Raw genomic sequence first — 17,595 nt, forward strand, 5'->3', positions numbered from 1 at the left:
CGCCGCCCTTATCCACGCCATCGCTGCGCTGTTCGGCTGCGGCTCGATCGAGGACGATTCCGATGAACATTGCTGACGCCGTGCGCCCGCAAGTGCTGCCGCGCGAGACGTACCAAACCTTCCAGATCGCCGAAGCCGGCGGGCGGACCTACGACCTCGGCGACTTCGCAACGCTGGAGCGCGCGATCGAGCGCGTCGGCGGCCACAAGGCGCGATTTTATGTCCGGGTGACCGACACGCTCACCGGCGCCGCGACGCGCAAGTTCTATCAGGTTCGGCAGTCGAAGGGGCAGGCGCGCTACGCCGAGTTCCAGACGCGGATCGTGCGCGACACCTATGCCGAGCACCTGTTCGATCTGGCGGGGGACGTGGCGTAATGGCTACGATCTGGCGCTCTGACCAGCCGCTCGCACGGTGCCGCGCATGTGGCGCGCAACAGCAATTCCACGGTCGCCCGAATTTCTCGTGCACCGCTTTCGAGGCGGAGACGATCGCTGAGTACGAGCCTTGCGATCTGTCGCCCGAGCAACTCGTCACGGAAATTTTCGCGCACCCAAACACCCCGCGCGCCGTGGCTTGCGGCAATGAACTGCGCGCCCGCGTCACGAGCGTGATGGGCGTCGCGGCTGATGATTTGATGGAGGCATTGGCATGACGGCACTCGAAAAAATGCGCGACGAACTGCGCCATTACATCGGCAGCAAGATCGTTCTCCAGGTGCCGCAAGGCTACGGCAGCACCAAGACGAGCGGCTGGACTGGCGCTGTCGTGCCTGAGTGGCAGTTGCGCCGATGGGAAGCTGTATCCTGTCAGCTTATCCATAGCGCACCGTTCAGTAGCTACCCCGAGGACCGCGAAAAGCTGCTTGGCCTCGCACGCCTGTGTGAGCGCTTGGACGACGCCAACGCGATCGAATTGGGCGATCTGGTACGCGCTATCCTCGAAGACGAAGCGGTGCCGCTGTGAACGCGCAGTCGCTCGGGATCGCCGGGGATGGGCGGGGTCGCGCGCACCTCGATTACAGCGTGCGCACGTCGGTCCAGCGCGAGGGGTTCGACCCCGACGTGCCGATCGCGGGCTGGTATCGGCTAAAACTGGTCAGCGGCGGTGTGTTCGTCGCGGTCAAGATCTGGTTCGGCGCGCCGCTGGACCCGATCGACGGGACCGAGCTCGACCGCGCGCCTCGGTGGCAGGCGACTGCGAACGGCGAGCAGATCGATCTTGGTCGCGTCTGGCCGAAGTGCGCGGCTGAACCGATCGACCAGGCCGAGGCCGAATATCTCATCGCTGCCGCCGATTGGGCGAAGAAGAACGCCCCCGACAGTGCTTTCGCCAATCCCCGACGCCGCATCAACCCGCTGACCGCTGCACCCCCCTTCTGAAAGGACCGACCATGGCTATCGTTCAACGCCTTCGCCAAGACATCGACGAAAACCCGCGCGCCGTGATCGGTGCGAACAACCCGCCGATCAACGAGCAGATCGTGATCGATCTTGCCGAAGCGCTAGCCGCCGAGGGGCTGACCGCGCGCATCGGAGACCTGATCGCCGCCGCTGGTCGCGCGCCTGCCATTGACAGCGCCGACATCGCGGGCCGCTATGCTGACCTGATCAAGCAGATGGTCGCGGCCGGCAAAGCCGTCGAGGCGGCGCGCGAGAAGCTCAACCGCCCGCTGCTTAATGCCCAGCGCGCGCTCAAGGGCCGCGCCGACGCGATTACTGCGCCGCTCAAGGATGCGGAGATGGGCGCCCGCGGCAAGGTCGATGCTTACGACAAGGCACAGGCCGCGATCGAGCGCCAGCGCCAGCTTGAGCGTGAAGCTGCCGAGCGCAAGGCGCGCGAGGAAGCGGAAGCCGAACGCCGTCGCCTGCAGGCCATTGCCGACGAGGAAGCGCGGCGTGAGCGTCTGCGCTTGCAGGCCATCGCCGATGAAGCCGCGCGCGCTGAGCGTTTGCGCCTCCAGGCGATCGAGGACGAGCGCGCGGCAGATGAAGCGCGCGAAGCCGCGGTCGTGGTGGTCGAAGCCGAGACGGTCGAGGTCTCAGCGCCCGTGGTCGAGGTGGAGGTCGCTTACACGCCGCCCGCGCCCGCCGCCGAGTCGGTGCGCGTGCAGGGTGACATGGGCGCAAAGGTCGCGCGCGTCACGACGTGGCATCACCGCATCGTCAGCGTCCGCCAACTGCCCGACAGCATCCTCAAGCACGTCAAGGTGATCGAGGCGCTCGACAAGGTGATCGCGGCGCAGGTCCGCAGCGGCACGCGCGAGCTGAAGGGCTGCGAGATTTTCTCCGAAACCTCGACCGCCATCCGCTGATATTCCGAACCGAAGGAAACCACCATGAACATGCAAACCGCACGCAGCCGCGCCATTGCGACGCAAGATACCGCCATCGCCGACAACGTGGCAAAGATCGAGCAGGCAAAGCCGCGCGCGACCGCGCTCGAAGCGCTTGCTGGTCGCCTCAACGTCAGCCCCGGCGCGCTCACTTCGACGCTCAAGAACACCGTGTTCAAGGGCGCTAGCAACGAGGAATTCGTCGCATTGGTGATCGTGTCGAACGCCTATAACCTCAACCCGCTACTCAAGGAGATCTTCGCGTTCCCGGCGAAGGGTGGCGGCATCGTGCCAGTCGTCAGCGTCGATGGCTGGATCCGCATCATCAACGAGCACCCGCAGTTCGATGGCATCGAGTTCAACGATATCGTCGACGATAAAGGTAACCTCTACGCCATCGAGAGCGTGATCTATCGGCGCGATCGCTCGCGGCCGATCAAGGTCACCGAGTATATGGACGAGTGCAAGGGCGCCGGACCGGCGTGGCAGAAGACGCCCAAGCGCATGCTTCGTCACCGTGCGCTGATCCAGGGCGGTCGTGTCGCGTTCGGCTTCTCGGGCATCTATGTCGAGGATGAGGCAGGTAATGTGGTCGGCACAATCCAACAGGACGGCGGCGAGGAATCGCGACCCGTTCCGCCGACGCGCCAGCAGATCGCATACGATGCCGAGACCGGCGAGATCGACGAGGACGAAGAGACGATCGCCCGCCGGCTGGACGCCGAGATCGAGGCTGCACGCGAGGGTCGCACCGACGAGCAGCATGGTGACCAGCACGACGACACCGAGCGGGATCACCCCGCGCGCCGGATCGCCGACGACCTGATCGCCCGCATCGCGCGCGCCGAGCTGCTGTCGGATATCGCGAACGCAGAAGCGGTTCTCGCCGGCCATGAGGCTGCGATGCCCGACGCGCTCGTCGCCGAGGTTCGTGCTGCCGCCGAGAAGCGCCGCACTGCGATCAAGTAACCCCGCGCCCCGGCGCAACGCCCGAGGCTCGCCCCTGCGGCGTCTTCGGGCGAGAAAGGACACGACGATGGACGTTCGACCCCTGGTTTTTGCAGATGACCCCGCCGCTCCGCCGCTGCTCTATGCGTGCGGGAAGTGTCGGACCGCATTCCCCGTGCGCACATACAGGGAAGCTGCGCGGGATCATGCCGAAACCTGCTGCCAGCCAAAGCCGCCCGAACCGGCCAAACTCTGCAAATGCGGCACCGAGATCAGCAAGTGGTCGACGACCTGCCAGCCGTGCTGGAACGCGGCCACCATCGCGAAGGCGGAGGTCATCACAGACGCCCCCGACATCATGGTGATTGTCGGCACTGACAGCTATTACCAGAGCGTCGAGGATGCCGCCGACATGCACCCGGGCGCCTGGGTCCATCCGTGCGATAGCATACCGCTGTCGGTCAATCCGAAGCACTTGGCGGAATCGCTGGTCGAAACAGCGGTCGAAAACATGTGCGGGGAGGCGTTCGAAGACGCCGCGGATCACGTCAACGGCGAGGTCGCGCTTCGCGAGGCTTTCGAGGCTGCGCTTGTGACCTTCAACGAAGCCCAGACTGCCTCGAGCTGGCAGGAGGACACCAGCAAGGTGTTCAAGCTGCCCGACGCGCCGGTAGCGGAGGTGGCAGCGTGACCGCCCCCGCCGAACCCAGCCTGACCTATAAGGCATACCTCCGCGCCGTCGGCCGCCAGCCTGTCCCGGCATACGACAAGCTGCGCACGCCGCGGTCTGCTGGTGACGTCGAGTTGCCGCCCGCGACTAAGCCCTGGTGGAAGTCTCAGACTGACGCGCCGTCGCGGTTGGGGCGGGAGGGGGTGCGATGAGCGCAAGTCCGTATCTCATCACTGGCCCGGCGCTCATCTCATTCTCGGGCGGTCGCACCTCGGCCTACATGCTCAAGCAGATGCTTGACGCGGCAGGTGGGGCATTCGCGCCCGACGTGCATGTCGTGTTCGCAAACACCGGCAAGGAACGCGAAGAGACGCTGCGGTTCGTCCACGAGTGCCAAGTACGCTGGGGCGTGCCGATCCATTGGATTGAATGGCGCTCCCGGCTGAAAAGGACGCCGGTCGCCGAGCGGTTCGAAGAGGTGGGCTATAATAGCGCTGCTCGTGCCGGGCAGCCATTCGAGGCTTTGATCGCCAGCAAGAAAACGACGCCGAATGCAGCGCGTCGTTTCTGCACCGAGCATCTCAAGATGCAGATCCTAGCCGATTTTATGGAAGATCGCGGTTACGCCACGTGGACGAATGTCGTCGGGCTTCGTGCTGATGAAATGCACCGAGCGGCAAAGAAGGATGCTCAAAACGACGAAGCAAACCGGGCATGGCAATCTGTGATGCCCTTGGTTCGCGCGCGCGTCACGAAGCGGGTCGTTCTTCGCTATTGGCTGGGGGATAGCATGATCCTCGGTCACGAGGAGCCACAAGGTTTCGATCTTGGCCTCGAAGGGTGGCAGGGGAATTGCGACATGTGCTTCCTCAAGGGTCGCGGCATCCTTGAGCACACGATCCGCGTCGAACCCGAGCGCGCCGATTGGTGGAGCCGGATTGAACGTACGATCGGCCGGGGCCGCTTTGTCACTGAGTGGAGCGTGGCCGACCTCGCGCGCGATGTGGCGCGCAGCCCGGTTTTCACGCCCTTTGACCCAGATGCTGAATACGACGCGGAGTGCGGCGTTGGTGGGGCTGACGTGTCGATCCGTTGCGGAAGGAAAGCCGCATGATCCTCAGCCCCGCCACCCCCGCCTTCACGGCGATGCTGCAACCCGGTTTTGAGGAGGAATTGTGATGGGAATTCAAGAGCGGAATGACGTGATTTGGGCATATATCAGTGCTTCGACCGATAATGACGATGGGCATGGTTACCGCGTTGGCTTTGAAGGTGTAACCGAAATGCGCATCGTCAAACGCCACGGTCCACTCGACTTTATGCCTTACGTCGAGGTTTATCGTGGCGGTCATCTCTTCGCCGAGGTTCCGCAGTACAAAACTCTGTGCGTCGAGTTCCGTGCTCCACAGGTGCCCGCATGACCCCGCCCGAAGCCGCGCCGATGCGCGAGGATGTGAACGGGTATGAGGAATCACGCCATCTGCTCGCGCGCGAAATTGTTTTTCTTGGAAAAGGCGAAACGAATAGCGGCTTCAATGAAATGGCAGAGGCTCTTTTAGAGGGGAAAGCCGTCGATATACCATCTTGGGTTGCCATGCAGGCTATGGCGCGTTTGATACGTGACACCGCCCGCCCCGACGCCGGGGATGAGGTCGAGCGGGTGGCGAGGGCTAAAGAGGCTTTGCGTCGTTGGCACCGGGATACCTGCTATCCGGATGCTCAAGATTTTGAACTGGATATAGGTCTGAACGCAGCCCTCGCCGCCATGCGCGAGGAGGTGGACCGGGGGATGGTGGAGCGGGTCGACGCGACGATGCGTGCGGCGTTGCAAGACATAGCAGACGCCGAAGCAATCCCGAATGATGCTGTTGCTTTCGTTTGGTGCCGCGACGTTGCCCGCGTTGCACTCGCCACGGCCAGCAAGGAGGGCGGGGAAGCGCAGCCCACCGCAACAGGAGAGACGCGATGAACGCAGTGTATGACGTGCCCACGCTTGCCGAGCGCTGGGCTTGCTCGATCGGGACGATACGCTCGCTGGTCGCCAGCGGGGAATTGCCGAGCTTCAAGCTTGGCGGAAAGCTGGTCCGCATCCGGGCCGATGACGTGGAGAAATACGAGTGTCGGAATATAGCCTCCAACGATACCGCGGGCTCCTCGCCATCGTCTGGCACGAAGACGGACGACGCCGGCGCTATTCGCTCGGAACGACGGATCGCGCAGCGGCCGAAGCAGCGGCGCGCAGGTTCTGGGCTGGTCGGTCGGTAGGCGGGCCAGTCCTGACGGTAGGCGATGCAGTCGAGCGCTACCTAAAGGACAAAGCCGAGATGCTGTCGATCAAGCGCGCGCAGGTCGCCTGGAAGGCTGCGCATGAGTTCTGGGACCAGATGCCAATCGCTCGAGTCGATAAGCAGGCCACGATCGATTACCGCGCCCACCGCAAGCACTGCGCGCTTATCACGGTTCGGAACGAGCTGGCGGTGATCCGCGCTGCGCTCAATTGGGCTAAGAAGGAAAAGCTGATCGACGACGCGCCGTTCGTCCAGATGCCGAAGCTGCCCGCGTCCGAGATCGGACATCTGAGCAAGGTGGAGTTCCGCCGGCTGATCGAGGGGGCAGGGCGCCCGCACGTCAAGCTGTTCATGATGCTGGCGGTAGCTACCGGTGCGCGTTCCAACGCGCTGCTCGACCTGACCTGGGACCGCATCGATTTCGAGCGTGGGCATATCGTGCTCAACCCGATCGGGCGCGTGCAGACCAGCAAGCACCGCGCGACCGTCCCAATGAACGACCAGATCCGAGTCGCGCTCGAGGAAGCCAAGGAAGGCGCGCTGTCTCCCTATGTGATCGAGCTCGGTCGCGGGAAGGTTGGATCGATCAAGAAGGGCTTCGCAGCTGCGTGCAAGCGCTCGGGAATCGTCGCCACGCCGCACATGCTTCGCCACAGCGCCGCGGTGTGGATGGCCGAGGACCGGATCCCGATCATGGAGATCGCGCAGTTTCTCGGTCACTCGGACAGCCGAGTGACCGAGAGGGTCTACGCGAGGTTTTCTCCTGATTTTCTAGCTGCAGCCGCGAGGTCTCTGACATGGTGAAAGCATTATGCGTCCACGATGGATGCGAGGCCTACGGAACCGTCACCAAGGGGCTCTGTCGCAAACACTACATGCGGCAATACCGCACCGGGGACCCGAACATGACTCGGGCACCTGGGCTGCCGGGCGATGGTCGCAGGAAGCATCGTATGTACGGCGCGTGGGCCGCGATGATCAACCGGTGCCACAATCCCAACAACTCCTCTTACGAGCGCTATGGCGCGCGCGGAATTGTCGTCTGCGACCGTTGGCGCGGGGACTTCATGGCGTTTTTGGCAGACATGGGCGAGCGCCCCGCCGACAGGACACTCGATCGCATCGATCCAAAGGGGCCGTATGCTCCCGAGAATTGCCGCTGGGCGACGGTAAAGGAGCAGCGCGCCAACCTGTCTGAAGAGGGGGATCTGCGCATGCGAAAAGGCATTTCGGAAGGTGTAAAAGCCTATTGGGCTTCCTGGCGTGAGCGCAAAAATGCCAACCAATAAACAGCAACCCTTGCTCCTAGGTGCCTCGCGCACCTTGAAGCCATATGTTCCTGCGCCGTTCTGCTACAAAACGGCTATTCAAACGGCGGAAACACGCCTATCTGCCTCGTCGCAACCGTGGAACCATCGGTTTCCTAAACCGCAGGCCGGTGGTTCGAATCCACTCGGGGGCACCATTGTCGTCCGACGGGGGTTTGGAGCGCCGCGATAGCTGAACGCACGCCAGACCACCCTTGCTTGCCGCAACCTAATGAGACGGGCGGATCGCCGCCCGCGGAATCGTGAAATCCTATGACACCCAGCGAAACCTACCGCGCCAACGCCGCTGCGCAGCGTGAAGCCGCGCAGAAGACCACGCTCGCCAACCGTCGCGAGATGCACGAGCGGTCGGCTTATGCGTGGGAAGCGATGGCGGAAGCCAATGAGGCGACCGCGGCGCGCGCTGTCGTGAACGCGGCGGCAAAACTCGCGGGCTGATCCATCGCCGCGAAGACGCGGTTTCTGCCCGATGGCAGGCCGATCATTCGAAGGCGCTCAAACGCAAGACACCGACAGTCCGTGAGGAGTGTCGGTGCCATGGTGCTAAACTGTGTGGAAGCGCTCAGGCCTTCATATGGCCAGCGAGATGCTTGTTCATCTCGAACATCGTGACCCGGTCCTTGCCGAAGATCTTCTTCAGCTTTTCGTCGGCGACGATCTCGCGCTTGTTCTCCGGGTTCTGGAGCTCATGCTGCTTGATGTACGCCCAGACCTTGCTGATCACTTCGCTCCGCGGCAGCTTGTCCGCGCCGACGATCTCGGCGAGGTCGGCCGAAGGCGTGATGGGCGCAAAGATGCCACCAGTCTTGGGGGCGTCGCTCTTTTCGGTTGGGGTCTTGGCCATAGATTGTCCTTCCTGATGTGCCGTTAAAACCGACATCGGTTTCACGCCTTCGTTAGCGCTGCGCTCTTGTGCGCTGCCTTTCCGCCATTGTCACTCCTAACAATGAACTCGGGATTCTCGGGTGTTGCGGCGACTTTGTGCCCCTTGATCGTGGTCGGTTTGGTCTGCTTCTTCTCGACCACGCCGTGTGCCGTGCCGCCGTGCGATTTCCAGGTGACGTGATCACCCTTCTTTGGTTCGGTCATTGCTACGCTCCTTGTCTGTAGCAATGCAGCGCACGGCGCAGGCATTCGGTTGCATCGGGGGGCTCCAACCGACCGATCAGAACGCCTTGCGCAGCGTCAAGCCATAGGTCCGCGGCTGATTGGGATAGCCGCTATAGCTCCCATCCTGTGCGACCGTCGGGAATGCGCTGATCAACTGGTTGTCCTTCGTCAAATTGCGAACCCACAGCATCGCCTCGAGCTTGGACTTCTCGAAGGTGAAGCCAAGGCTCGCATTGACGTTGTTCTGGCCATAGGTGTTGAGCGCCGGTGGCACGGTATCGGTGAGCTGGAACTTGCTGGTATAGTCGTATTCGCCGCGCAGATAGGCGCTGACGCTTGGGCTGAAGGTGTGCGAGATGACCGCCGAAACCGACGAGCTCCACTCGGGAATGCCCGTCGGCTTCGTCCCGGTGAGGTTGCGGAAATTAGGAATGAGGCCGGTCAGCGGATTGATCGGGCACCGCACCGTGTCGTACGAAACGCACGCCGCGCCTGTGAAGCTGTCATATTTCGGATCGAGATAGGTCACCGCGCCGTTGAGCGACAGCCACGGGATTGGCTTGTACGCGGCGTCGATCTCGAACCCTTTGACGGATTGTTGGCCGGCATTGACCAGGCTGTAGCCCAGCCCGGTGAAGGCGTTTGACTGGAAACCCTTGATGGTCTGCTTGAAGACCGCGACGTTGAAATAGCCGCCCTTGAACCTGGCCTTCAATCCGGCTTCGTAAACAGTAACATTCTCCGGTGCTGCGGTGCGTCCGACGCCGTTGAGCGGTGGGCGGCTGTCCGACGACAGGTTGAAGGCACCCGCCTTCCAGCCGGTCGAGTAACTGATATAGGCGTTCACGACCCCGAAATTGTACGCCGCGCGAGCCGCATAGGTGACCTTGTCACCCTTGAGAATGCCCGATTCCGTCGCGTTGGGGAAGTTGATCGGCGCGTGCGCAGGGCTGTTGCCGTAGAAGAACTGGAGAGCGTTGAGGCCGAATGGATTGAGTCCGGCCGGCGAGGCTGGGCAGGGTGCGCTGCCTGGACCCGGCAGCGAGGAGCCGAGCGATGCGCCGAACAAATTGACGGGCACGTTGCCCGCGGTCGTCGCCGGATTGAAGCCCTTTTGCAGCAGGCAGCCCGAGATCGATGCAGGCAGCGCGGCAAATGGGAGAACACCCAGACCGGGAACATTTTCAAGGTTCAGAAGCGAGAAACGGTCGTTGAGGACGACGTTCGATACCGCGGCCTTGCGATCGTTGAGATAGGCGAGCCCGCCTGTGATGGTGAGACGATCTGTGATCTTATAGTCTGCCTGGCCAAAGATCGAATAGCTGTCCTGCTTGAGCTTGTAGCGATCAGAGATCCCTTGGCCTTGCGTGAAATAATAGCTGCCGGGGGTAATTGCTGGGTTGGTGGCGCGCTGGAGCGATTCGAGCGCGAAGATCAGTCCCCCTGGCCCGCCGGTCAGCCCGTTCACGAAAGTGCGGATGTCCTTGCCGAAACGGATGTCGCGGCCAGTGTCGACGTTTTCGTGCTGGTAAAAGCCGCCGAGCAGCCAGCTGAACGGGCCGTCGCTGTTTGACGTCAACCGCACTTCCTGCGTGAACGTCTTGATCTTGTTTGCCGTGATGTTGTTCGAGACATCGGCGCCGGTGAAATCAATGTCTTGGTTCGACTCATTCACTTGCTCGCGATACGCGGTGATCGAGGTCAGTTTCGCGATCCCGAGGTTCCAGTCTATCTCACCGGAAATGCCCTTACCTTGCAGGCGATTTTTAGGGTCGGTGTTGAAGATGACGTTGCGGTCGAAGATCTTGGTCGTGTCGGAGATCGCGAAGCCCGCCGCCCCGATCGCAAGGGTACGCGGCCCGTTGAAGATCGACGTGACGCCGCAGCAGACTTCCTTGACGAGGTTGTAGTCGCCGATGACGCGGACCGAGAAGTCCGACGACGGCTCGAACAGAATGTCGGCGCGGATCGAGGCGCGATCGCGGTCATTGATCTTCGCACCGGTCGTCAGATTTCTGAAATACCCGTCGCGCTGATTGACGCTGCCGGAAAGCCGGAAAGCGAGCGTGTCGGTGATCGGTCCAGTGATCGTCGCCTTGGGGTTGATCAGCCCGTAATTGCCGATGCTGACCTCGGCCTTGCCGCCCCAGGCGAAGGATGGGCGCCGCGTCGTGATGCTGATCGCGCCGGCCGAAACGTTCTTGCCGAACAATGTCGACTGCGGGCCGCGCAGCACTTCGACGCGTTCGATCTCAGGCAAATCGTCGAGTGCCGACGACGTGCGCGAGCGATAGACGCCATCGATGAAAACGCCGACCGAGCTTTCGATACCGTCATTGCCGTTGCCGTTGCCGAAGCCGCGAATGATGAAGTTCGTCTGCCCGGTCGCGTTGAGCTGTGGCACTTTGAGCGAGGGGACGACCGACTGCAGGTCGATCAGATCCCTGATCTGCGCCCGTTCGATCGTCGCTTGGCTGGTCACGGAAACCGAGATCGGCACGTCCTGCAAGGATTGCTCGCGCTTTGCGGCGGTAACGATGATGTCGTCGCTGCTGTCCTGGCTGGCGCTGCTCGACGTCGATCGCGACGGCGCGCTTTGCGGGGCTGGCGCCGTTGCACTTGTATCTTGCGCCGCTGCGGGACACGCGTAGAGCGAGACCAACGCCGACGCAGCGAGCAGTTCGAATTTCTTCATGATGGCATCCCCTGTCTCTGCCGCCTCCAGTCTGTGCCGGATGACGGTTTTCGAAGATCAGGTTCGTTAAATGGCGAGGCATAGTCAATGGGCTAAATTACCTAACGGCGGGGGCGTGCAATGGCGCAAGCGCCCGGTAGAGTTGCAAATAAGGACTATTTCCATGTTGCAGTACGGCGAACCCAAGCCGCCGTACGGTCATTGCATGGGTGGATCGCGAAGGAAGCAGCGTGGACGGACGTAAAGACGAAGATTTCGGCAGCACTCAGGTCGGCGCTGACGGCAAGATTGTGGTGCCCGATGCGGTTGCCGATGCGGTCCGCACGCTGATCCGCTGGACGGGCGACGATCCCACGCGCGAGGGTTTGCTCGACACGCCGGCGCGAGTCGCGCGGGCGTGGAAGGAATATTGCGTCGGTTATACCGACGACCCGGCCAAGCATCTGTCGCGCGTGTTCGAGGAAGTCGGCGGCTATGACGAGATCGTCTTGCTCAAGGACATCCCCTTCCAGTCGCATTGCGAGCATCACATGGCGCCGATCATCGGCAAGGCGCACATCGCCTATCTGCCGGGCAATTATGTCGTGGGAATCTCCAAATTGGCACGCGTGCTCCACGCCTTTGCGCGCCGCTTGCAAGTGCAGGAGCGGCTGACCGCAGAGGTTGCCGACTGTATCTGGACCAACCTCAAGCCGCTCGGCGTCGCGGTGGTGATCGAGGCGAGCCATGCCTGCATGACCGCGCGTGGCGTGCGCACGCCGGGCGTGGCGATGGTAACGAGCCGGATGATGGGCGTGTTCCGCGACGACGAACGCAGCCGCAAGGAAGTGCTCGCGCTGATCGGGCGCGGATGAGCGCTGCGCGAACCGTTCTGGTGACCGGCGCGGCGCGTCGGCTCGGCGCGACGATCGCGCGGCAGCTTGCGGGGCAGGGGTGGCGGGTCGCGATCCATCACCATCATTCGAGCGCCGACGCCGATGCGCTCGCCGCCGAGCTGCCCGGCGCGATCGTGGTGTCGGGCGATCTCGCCGATCCGGGCGTTCCCGGGGCGCTTGTCGCTGCCGCACGCACGGTATTCGGCGGGCCGCTGTACGGGCTCGTCAACAGCGCGTCGCTGTTCGACTATGATACGCCGCCCGACATCACCGCGGCATCGCTGCGCACGCACGCGGCGGTCAATCTCGCTGCGCCGGTGTTGCTGGCGAGCGCGCTCGCTTCGCAAGACGATCTCGATGCCGGCGCGGTCGTCAACATTCTCGACCAGAAGGTCGCCAACCTCAATCCCGACTTCTTCTCGTACAGCTGCGGCAAGATCGCGCTTACCGGCGCGACGACGATGCTGGCGCAGGGCCTCGGGCCGCGGATCCGCGTCAATGCGGTGTCGCCGGGTCTGTCGTTGCCGAGCGCCGACCAGAGCGAGGCGGAGTTCGTCGCCGCTGCATCGAAGAACCTGCTGCGACGCCCGGTCGGCCCCGGCGATATCGCGCGCGCGGTGGGTTTCCTGCTCGATGCCGAAGGGCTGGAAGGACAAAATATATTCGTCGATTGCGGCCAGCGTTTCCTCAAGCGCGACCGCGACGTAATGTTCGAGGACCGCGCATGACCGCCCGCTTCACCACAGTCCTCGAGGGCCTAGAGGTCACGATGGGGCTCGGGATCCACCCCGAAGAACTCGCCGCACCGCAGCGTGTGATCGTCTCGGTGCGGATGGAGGTGGTCTATCCGACCCCGCCGAGCGAGGACCGGATCGACGCCGTGCTCGATTACGATTTCGTTCGAAGCGGTGTCCATGCGCTGATCGCCGGGCGGCACTTCCACCTCCAGGAAACGCTGTGCGAGGCGATTGCCGCGCTGTGTCTCGCCGACTCGCGCGTCGAACGCGTGACGGTGCGGACGTCGAAGCCCGACATCTATCCCGACGCGGCCGTCGGGTGTGAGATCATCCGGGCACGGTGAGGCGCGATCCTCCCCGTGCCGGGGAGGATCAGGCGCGGTTGGCGGCGCTGAGCACGGCGCGCACCGACGCGGTCGCGATGTCGGCGTCGATGCCGACGCCGAATACCGTCTGCCCGCCAGCGGTGCGGCACTCGACATACGCCGCCGCCTGCGCATCGGCACCGTGGCCGATCGCATGTTCGCTATAGTCGACAACGTCGAGCTGCGGCCCGGTGGTGTCGCCAAGTGCAGCGATCACGCCCGAAATCAGGCCGTTGCCACGCCCCGAGATCGAGCGCTCCTCACCATCGACCGCGACATGCCCGATGAAGAGGCGATCGCCGACGCTCCCGCTCTCGTTATAATCGAGCAAGCGGAAGCGATGCGTGTCACGCGCGAGATAGGTCGCCTCGAACAGCCCCCAGATATCGCTCGCATTCATTTCGCGGCTCGTCTCGTCGGCGAGGCGCTGGACGTGACGGCTGAAATCGGCCTGGAGCCGCTTGGGCAGCTTGAGCCCCTTGTCCTGCTCGATCACCCAGGCGACGCCGCCCTTGCCGCTCTGCGAATTGACGCGGATCACCGCTTCGTAGCTGCGCCCGAGATCGGCCGGGTCGATTGGCAGATAGGGGACTTCCCACAGCGTATCGTTCTTGGCTTCCTGCGCGGCGAAGCCTTTCTTGATCGCATCCTGATGGCTGCCCGAGAAAGCGGTGAACACCAGGTCGCCGGCATAGGGCGTGCGCGGGTGGACGGGGAGCTGCGTGCAATAGTTAACGGTGTTGACGACGGCATCGATGTCCGAGAAATCGAGTTTCGGATCAAAGCCTTGCGTGTACATGTTGAGCGCGACCGTCACCAAGTCGCAATTGCCGGTGCGCTCGCCATTGCCGAGCAGGCAGCCCTCGACGCGGTCGGCGCCCGCCATCAGCCCGAGCTCGGCGGCGGCGACGCCGGTGCCGCGGTCGTTGTGCGGGTGCAGGCTGAGCGCGACGGTGTCGCGGTTCCGGATGTTGCGACCGAACCATTCGATCTGGTCGGCATAGACGTTGGGCGTCGCGCACTCGACCGTCGCGGGCAGGTTGAGGATCAGTTGGTGGTCGGGCGTCGGGCGCAGCACGTCCATCACCGCCTCGCAGACCTCGAGGCTGAAATCGAGCTCGGCGGTCGAGAAGGTTTCTGGGCTGTATTCGAAGAACCAGTCGGTGTGGGGCTGGGCTGCGGCCTGGTCGCGCAGGATCATCGCGCCGTCGATCGCGATCTGCTTCACTTCGGCGCGGGTCATGCCGAACACGATCTTGCGCCAGGCGGGGCTGACGGCGTTGTAGAGATGAACGATCGCGCGCGGCGCGCCACGCAGCGAGGCGAAGCTCTTCTGGATCAGATCACGGCGCGATTGCGTCAGCACCTGGATCATCGTGTCGTCGGGGATGCGCCCGCTGTTGACGAGGCCCGAGATGAAGTCGAACTCGGTCGCGCCCGCCGCGGGGAAGCCGACTTCGATCTCCTTGATCCCGACCTTGACGATCAGGTCGAACATCCGGGTCTTCTTCTCGGCGTCCATCGGATCGATCAGCGCCTGGTTCCCGTCGCGCAGATCGGTCGACAGCCAGCGCGGTGCGGTGGTGATCGTCTGCGACGGCCAGCGGCGATCGGGCAAGTCGATCGTCGGAAAGGGGCGGTATTTGGTCGAAGGGTCACGCAGCATGATCGGTCTCGCTCGGAATCGCCCTTGTGGGACGCGGTTCGCTAGGGGCGGGGGATCCTCAGGCGCGCCGCGCTGGCCGGTATCGGCGCGCGGCAGTGTCCACGCCTAAGGGCGCGTAAGTCGAAGCGAGGTAAGGCCCAGGGCGAGATCCATGCGCGTTGAATAGCGCTCGACGATCGGCCGTGTCCAGCATCAAGATGGGGTTGAGCGATATCAATTTCAGCACGCACGCGCTGGGGTAAACCGCGGCCATGCGTCAAATCATCTATACCAGCGTCACGACCAATCCCAGCGGTCGGGCCGAGGACGAGTCCGTGGCGATCCTGCGGCAGGCGTCGCTGCGCAACGGGCTCGATGGGATTACCGGCTTGCTCTACACGCAAGGGTCCGAGTTCCTGCAGGCGCTCGAGGGGCCGAACGACAGCATCGCCGATCTCCTCCTAAGCCTCACGAGCGACCCGCGCCATCGCGACCTGCGCATCCTGATCGATCGCGAGACCGAGGATCGCGAGTTCGGCGACTGGATGATGGTGCATCGCGAACGGCGCGAGAGCGTCGACGATTTCGATCGTCGCCTCCACGGGCTGTTGCTGGGCGTATCGCGCGAAACCGCCGAGTATTTCCGCGCACTCGTCCCCGCCTGAGCCCCAGACCCGGTGACGCCGCCAGTGAGCCCGTTCCGGCTACACTGGCGGCCAGGCGTCGCTTATTGCAGTTCGAACGCCGCGTTGATGACAAGCACGGTCTCGTCCGACACGACGGGCACGTACTTCGTCACGCCGAAGTCCGAGCGACGGATCATCATCCGGCCGAGAAAGCCGATCGATGCCTTCTTGCTCATCGGGTTGGTCGCCGCGCCGAACAGCTTCGCGCGGAAGCTGACGGGCTTGGTCACGCCGTGGAGCGTAAGGGTGCCGTCGACCTGCACGGCGTCGGGTGCGATCTGCGCGACCTTGGTCGAGCGGAAGGTCGCGGTCGGGAACTTCGCGGCATCGAACCAGTCGGCGCTCTTGAGCTCACCCGTGAGCACATCGCTCGTCGTCTGGACGCTCGCGATCGGGAGCGTAACGTCGAGCTTGGTCGCGGCGGGCTTGGCAGGATCGAGCGTGAGCGTGCCCGAGGCGTTCGAGAAGGTGCCGGCATAAGGCGAGATGCCGAAATGGCTGACGCTGAAGGTCACCTGGGTGTGGTTCGGCTCGATCTTGTAGGTGCCGGCCTTGACGTCGGCGACGGTGCCGGCCCCCCGCATCATCTCGGGCGGAGCGGTCTGGGCGAGCGCGGGCGCGGCGATCAGCAGCGCGGCGGTCGTGGCAGCATGAAGCAGATTAAAGCGCATTAGATACTCCTGTTAAGAAATACCCAAGTGCGGTGCCCGCGCCGCAGCGTCAAACCCCGTTTCGGCAACGAAGCGTTTCGCTGGAGTGAGCCCCCCCCAAAAGGGGAGGGGCGCTGGACACGGTCAGTTCTTGCTCTGATCGACCAGCTTGTTCGCGCCGATCCACGGCATCATTGCGCGGAGTTCGCTACCGACCTTCTCGATCGGATGTGCCTCGGCCTGCTTGCGCGCGGCCTTGAGCTCGGGCTGGCCGGCGCGGTTGTCGAGCACGAAGTCCTTGACGAAGCGGCCCGACTGGATGTCGGCGAGGACGCGCTTCATCTCGGCCTTGGTCTCGGGCGTGATGATCCGCGGCCCGGTGGTGATGTCGCCATATTCGGCGGTGTTGCTGATCGAATAGCGCATGTTGGCGATGCCGCCCTCATAGAGCAGATCGACGATCAGCTTGGTCTCGTGCAGGCACTCGAAATACGCCATTTCGGGGGCATAGCCCGCCTCGACCAGCGTCTCGAACCCGGCCTGGATCAAATGCGTGATCCCGCCGCACAGCACGGCCTGTTCGCCGAACAGATCGGTCTCGCACTCTTCCTTGAAATTGGTCTCGATGATGCCCGAACGACCGCCGCCGACGCCCGACGCGTAGGCGAGACCGATGTCGTGGGCGTTGCCGCTCTTGTCCTGGTGGATCGCGATCAGGCAGGGGACGCCGCCGCCGCGGACATATTCGCTGCGCACGGTGTGGCCCGGGCCCTTCGGCGCGATCATGATGACGTCGAGATCGGCGCGTGGCTCGATCAGGCCGAAATGCACGTTGAGGCCGTGGGCGAACGCGATCGTCGCGCCCTGCTTGAGGTTCGCATGGAGATCGTCGGCGTAGATCGCCGCCTGATGCTCGTCGGGGGCGAGGATCATCGTGATATCGGCCCAGGCGGCTGCCTCGGCATTGGTCATCACCTTGAAGCCGGCGGCATACGCCTTCTGCGCGGTTGCCGAGCCTTCGCGCAGCGCGATGGCGATGTCGGTGACGCCCGAATCGCGCAGGTTCTGGGCGTGGGCATGGCCCTGGCTGCCATAGCCGACGATCGCGATCTTCTTCGACGTGATCAGGTTCAGATCGGCATCGGCATCATAATAAACGCGCATGGTAGTCCCTTTTTGGCAGTCGTGGGCCCCGCGCGCGGCCGGGGGGGGGGGGGGGGGGGGGGGGGGGCGCCAACACCCCCCCCCCCCCCCCCCCCCCCC

General features: G+C 63.6%; 24 protein-coding genes. 18 read left to right on the forward strand and 6 right to left on the reverse strand.

Annotation, left to right across the window (positions count from 1 at the left end):
• The first annotated feature begins 62 nt into the window (after positions 1-62).
• From QN347_RS02870 to QN347_RS02935, 14 genes are all read left to right on the forward strand, one after another.
• Entirely contained in the window at positions 63-377 is a 315-nt protein-coding gene (locus QN347_RS02870; RefSeq protein ID WP_322163408.1) for a hypothetical protein, read from the forward strand.
• Positions 377-655, forward strand: coding sequence for a hypothetical protein (locus QN347_RS02875; RefSeq protein WP_322163410.1), 279 nt, complete (start codon positions 377-379; stop codon positions 653-655). The genes QN347_RS02870 and QN347_RS02875 overlap by 1 nt, the downstream gene beginning before the upstream one ends.
• On the forward strand, positions 652-966 hold the full coding sequence (locus QN347_RS02880) for a hypothetical protein (RefSeq protein WP_322163412.1): 315 nt from the start codon (positions 652-654) through the stop codon (positions 964-966). The genes QN347_RS02875 and QN347_RS02880 overlap by 4 nt, the downstream gene beginning before the upstream one ends.
• Positions 963-1,382: a hypothetical protein gene (locus tag QN347_RS02885; protein ID WP_322163414.1), complete on the forward strand. Its 420-nt coding sequence runs from the start codon at positions 963-965 to the stop codon at positions 1,380-1,382. Before QN347_RS02880 ends, QN347_RS02885 begins: the two co-directional genes overlap by 4 nt.
• A gap of 11 nt (positions 1,383-1,393) precedes the next feature.
• Positions 1,394-2,314, forward strand: coding sequence for a hypothetical protein (locus tag QN347_RS02890; RefSeq protein ID WP_322163416.1), 921 nt, complete (start codon positions 1,394-1,396; stop codon positions 2,312-2,314).
• Between the two features lie 24 nt (positions 2,315-2,338).
• Positions 2,339-3,304, forward strand: coding sequence for a recombinase RecT (locus QN347_RS02895; RefSeq protein WP_322163418.1), 966 nt, complete (start codon positions 2,339-2,341; stop codon positions 3,302-3,304).
• Positions 3,305-3,371: 67 nt separating this feature from the next.
• A complete protein-coding gene (locus QN347_RS02900) occupies positions 3,372-3,974 on the forward strand; it encodes a hypothetical protein (protein ID WP_323493963.1) in 603 nt (200 codons plus the stop codon).
• A 187-nt stretch (positions 3,975-4,161) separates the two neighbouring features.
• The gene (locus tag QN347_RS02905) at positions 4,162-5,067 is read left to right on the forward strand and encodes a phosphoadenosine phosphosulfate reductase family protein (protein WP_322163424.1); all 906 of its coding nucleotides are present in this window, start codon (positions 4,162-4,164) and stop codon (positions 5,065-5,067) included.
• A 64-nt stretch (positions 5,068-5,131) separates the two neighbouring features.
• Positions 5,132-5,374: a hypothetical protein gene (locus QN347_RS02910; RefSeq protein ID WP_322163425.1), complete on the forward strand. Its 243-nt coding sequence runs from the start codon at positions 5,132-5,134 to the stop codon at positions 5,372-5,374.
• A complete protein-coding gene (locus QN347_RS02915; protein ID WP_322163426.1) occupies positions 5,371-5,922 on the forward strand; it encodes a hypothetical protein in 552 nt (183 codons plus the stop codon). The genes QN347_RS02910 and QN347_RS02915 overlap by 4 nt, the downstream gene beginning before the upstream one ends.
• On the forward strand, positions 5,919-6,218 hold the full coding sequence (locus tag QN347_RS02920) for a helix-turn-helix domain-containing protein (protein ID WP_322163428.1): 300 nt from the start codon (positions 5,919-5,921) through the stop codon (positions 6,216-6,218). Before QN347_RS02915 ends, QN347_RS02920 begins: the two co-directional genes overlap by 4 nt.
• A gap of 59 nt (positions 6,219-6,277) precedes the next feature.
• Positions 6,278-7,045, forward strand: coding sequence for a tyrosine-type recombinase/integrase (locus QN347_RS02925; protein WP_322163429.1), 768 nt, complete (start codon positions 6,278-6,280; stop codon positions 7,043-7,045).
• 149 nt (positions 7,046-7,194) lie between these two features.
• Complete coding sequence (locus QN347_RS02930) at positions 7,195-7,530, forward strand: hypothetical protein (protein ID WP_322163431.1); 336 nt, start codon at positions 7,195-7,197, stop codon at positions 7,528-7,530.
• Between the two features lie 291 nt (positions 7,531-7,821).
• Positions 7,822-8,007, forward strand: coding sequence for a hypothetical protein (locus QN347_RS02935; RefSeq protein WP_010186188.1), 186 nt, complete (start codon positions 7,822-7,824; stop codon positions 8,005-8,007).
• A gap of 124 nt (positions 8,008-8,131) precedes the next feature.
• On the opposite strand, the gene QN347_RS02940 is transcribed toward QN347_RS02935, so the two are convergent.
• The 3 genes from QN347_RS02940 to QN347_RS02950 form a co-directional block, all read right to left on the reverse strand.
• Positions 8,132-8,413, reverse strand: coding sequence for an SWIB/MDM2 domain-containing protein (locus QN347_RS02940; protein WP_322163433.1), 282 nt, complete (start codon positions 8,411-8,413; stop codon positions 8,132-8,134).
• A gap of 41 nt (positions 8,414-8,454) precedes the next feature.
• Positions 8,455-8,658, reverse strand: a complete 204-nt coding sequence (locus QN347_RS02945; RefSeq protein ID WP_133188781.1) for a DUF2945 domain-containing protein — start codon at positions 8,656-8,658, stop codon at positions 8,455-8,457.
• Between the two features lie 76 nt (positions 8,659-8,734).
• A complete protein-coding gene (locus QN347_RS02950; RefSeq protein WP_322163435.1) occupies positions 8,735-11,374 on the reverse strand; it encodes a TonB-dependent receptor in 2,640 nt (879 codons plus the stop codon).
• Positions 11,375-11,604: 230 nt separating this feature from the next.
• Between QN347_RS02950 and folE the strand changes: the two genes are divergently transcribed.
• From folE to QN347_RS02965, 3 genes are read left to right on the forward strand one after another with little or no spacing between them, the layout of a single operon-like run.
• On the forward strand, positions 11,605-12,228 hold the full coding sequence (folE, locus tag QN347_RS02955; protein WP_322163437.1) for a GTP cyclohydrolase I FolE: 624 nt from the start codon (positions 11,605-11,607) through the stop codon (positions 12,226-12,228).
• Positions 12,225-12,977, forward strand: a complete 753-nt coding sequence (locus QN347_RS02960) for an SDR family oxidoreductase (RefSeq protein WP_322163438.1) — start codon at positions 12,225-12,227, stop codon at positions 12,975-12,977. Before folE ends, QN347_RS02960 begins: the two co-directional genes overlap by 4 nt.
• Positions 12,974-13,330, forward strand: coding sequence for a dihydroneopterin aldolase (locus QN347_RS02965; protein WP_133188773.1), 357 nt, complete (start codon positions 12,974-12,976; stop codon positions 13,328-13,330). The genes QN347_RS02960 and QN347_RS02965 overlap by 4 nt, the downstream gene beginning before the upstream one ends.
• A gap of 28 nt (positions 13,331-13,358) precedes the next feature.
• On the opposite strand, the gene leuA is transcribed toward QN347_RS02965, so the two are convergent.
• Positions 13,359-15,017 carry a 2-isopropylmalate synthase gene (leuA, locus tag QN347_RS02970; RefSeq protein ID WP_322163440.1) on the reverse strand — a complete coding sequence of 553 codons (1,659 nt, stop codon included), beginning with the start codon at positions 15,015-15,017 and terminating at the stop codon, positions 13,359-13,361.
• 251 nt (positions 15,018-15,268) lie between these two features.
• Here leuA and QN347_RS02975 point away from each other — a divergent pair, with 251 nt between their 5' ends.
• A complete protein-coding gene (locus QN347_RS02975; RefSeq protein ID WP_133188770.1) occupies positions 15,269-15,661 on the forward strand; it encodes a BLUF domain-containing protein in 393 nt (130 codons plus the stop codon).
• 62 nt (positions 15,662-15,723) lie between these two features.
• Here the strand turns inward: QN347_RS02975 and QN347_RS02980 are convergent, their stop codons facing one another.
• Both QN347_RS02980 and ilvC read right to left on the reverse strand, forming a co-directional pair.
• Positions 15,724-16,353: a YceI family protein gene (locus QN347_RS02980; protein WP_322163442.1), complete on the reverse strand. Its 630-nt coding sequence runs from the start codon at positions 16,351-16,353 to the stop codon at positions 15,724-15,726.
• 123 nt (positions 16,354-16,476) lie between these two features.
• Positions 16,477-17,496: a ketol-acid reductoisomerase gene (ilvC, locus tag QN347_RS02985; RefSeq protein ID WP_322163444.1), complete on the reverse strand. Its 1,020-nt coding sequence runs from the start codon at positions 17,494-17,496 to the stop codon at positions 16,477-16,479.
• Positions 17,497-17,595 lie beyond the last annotated feature (99 nt).

Origin of the sequence: Sphingomonas sp. 10B4, assembly GCF_035019905.1 — a bacterium.
GTDB lineage: Bacteria > Pseudomonadota > Alphaproteobacteria > Sphingomonadales > Sphingomonadaceae > Sphingomonas > Sphingomonas glacialis.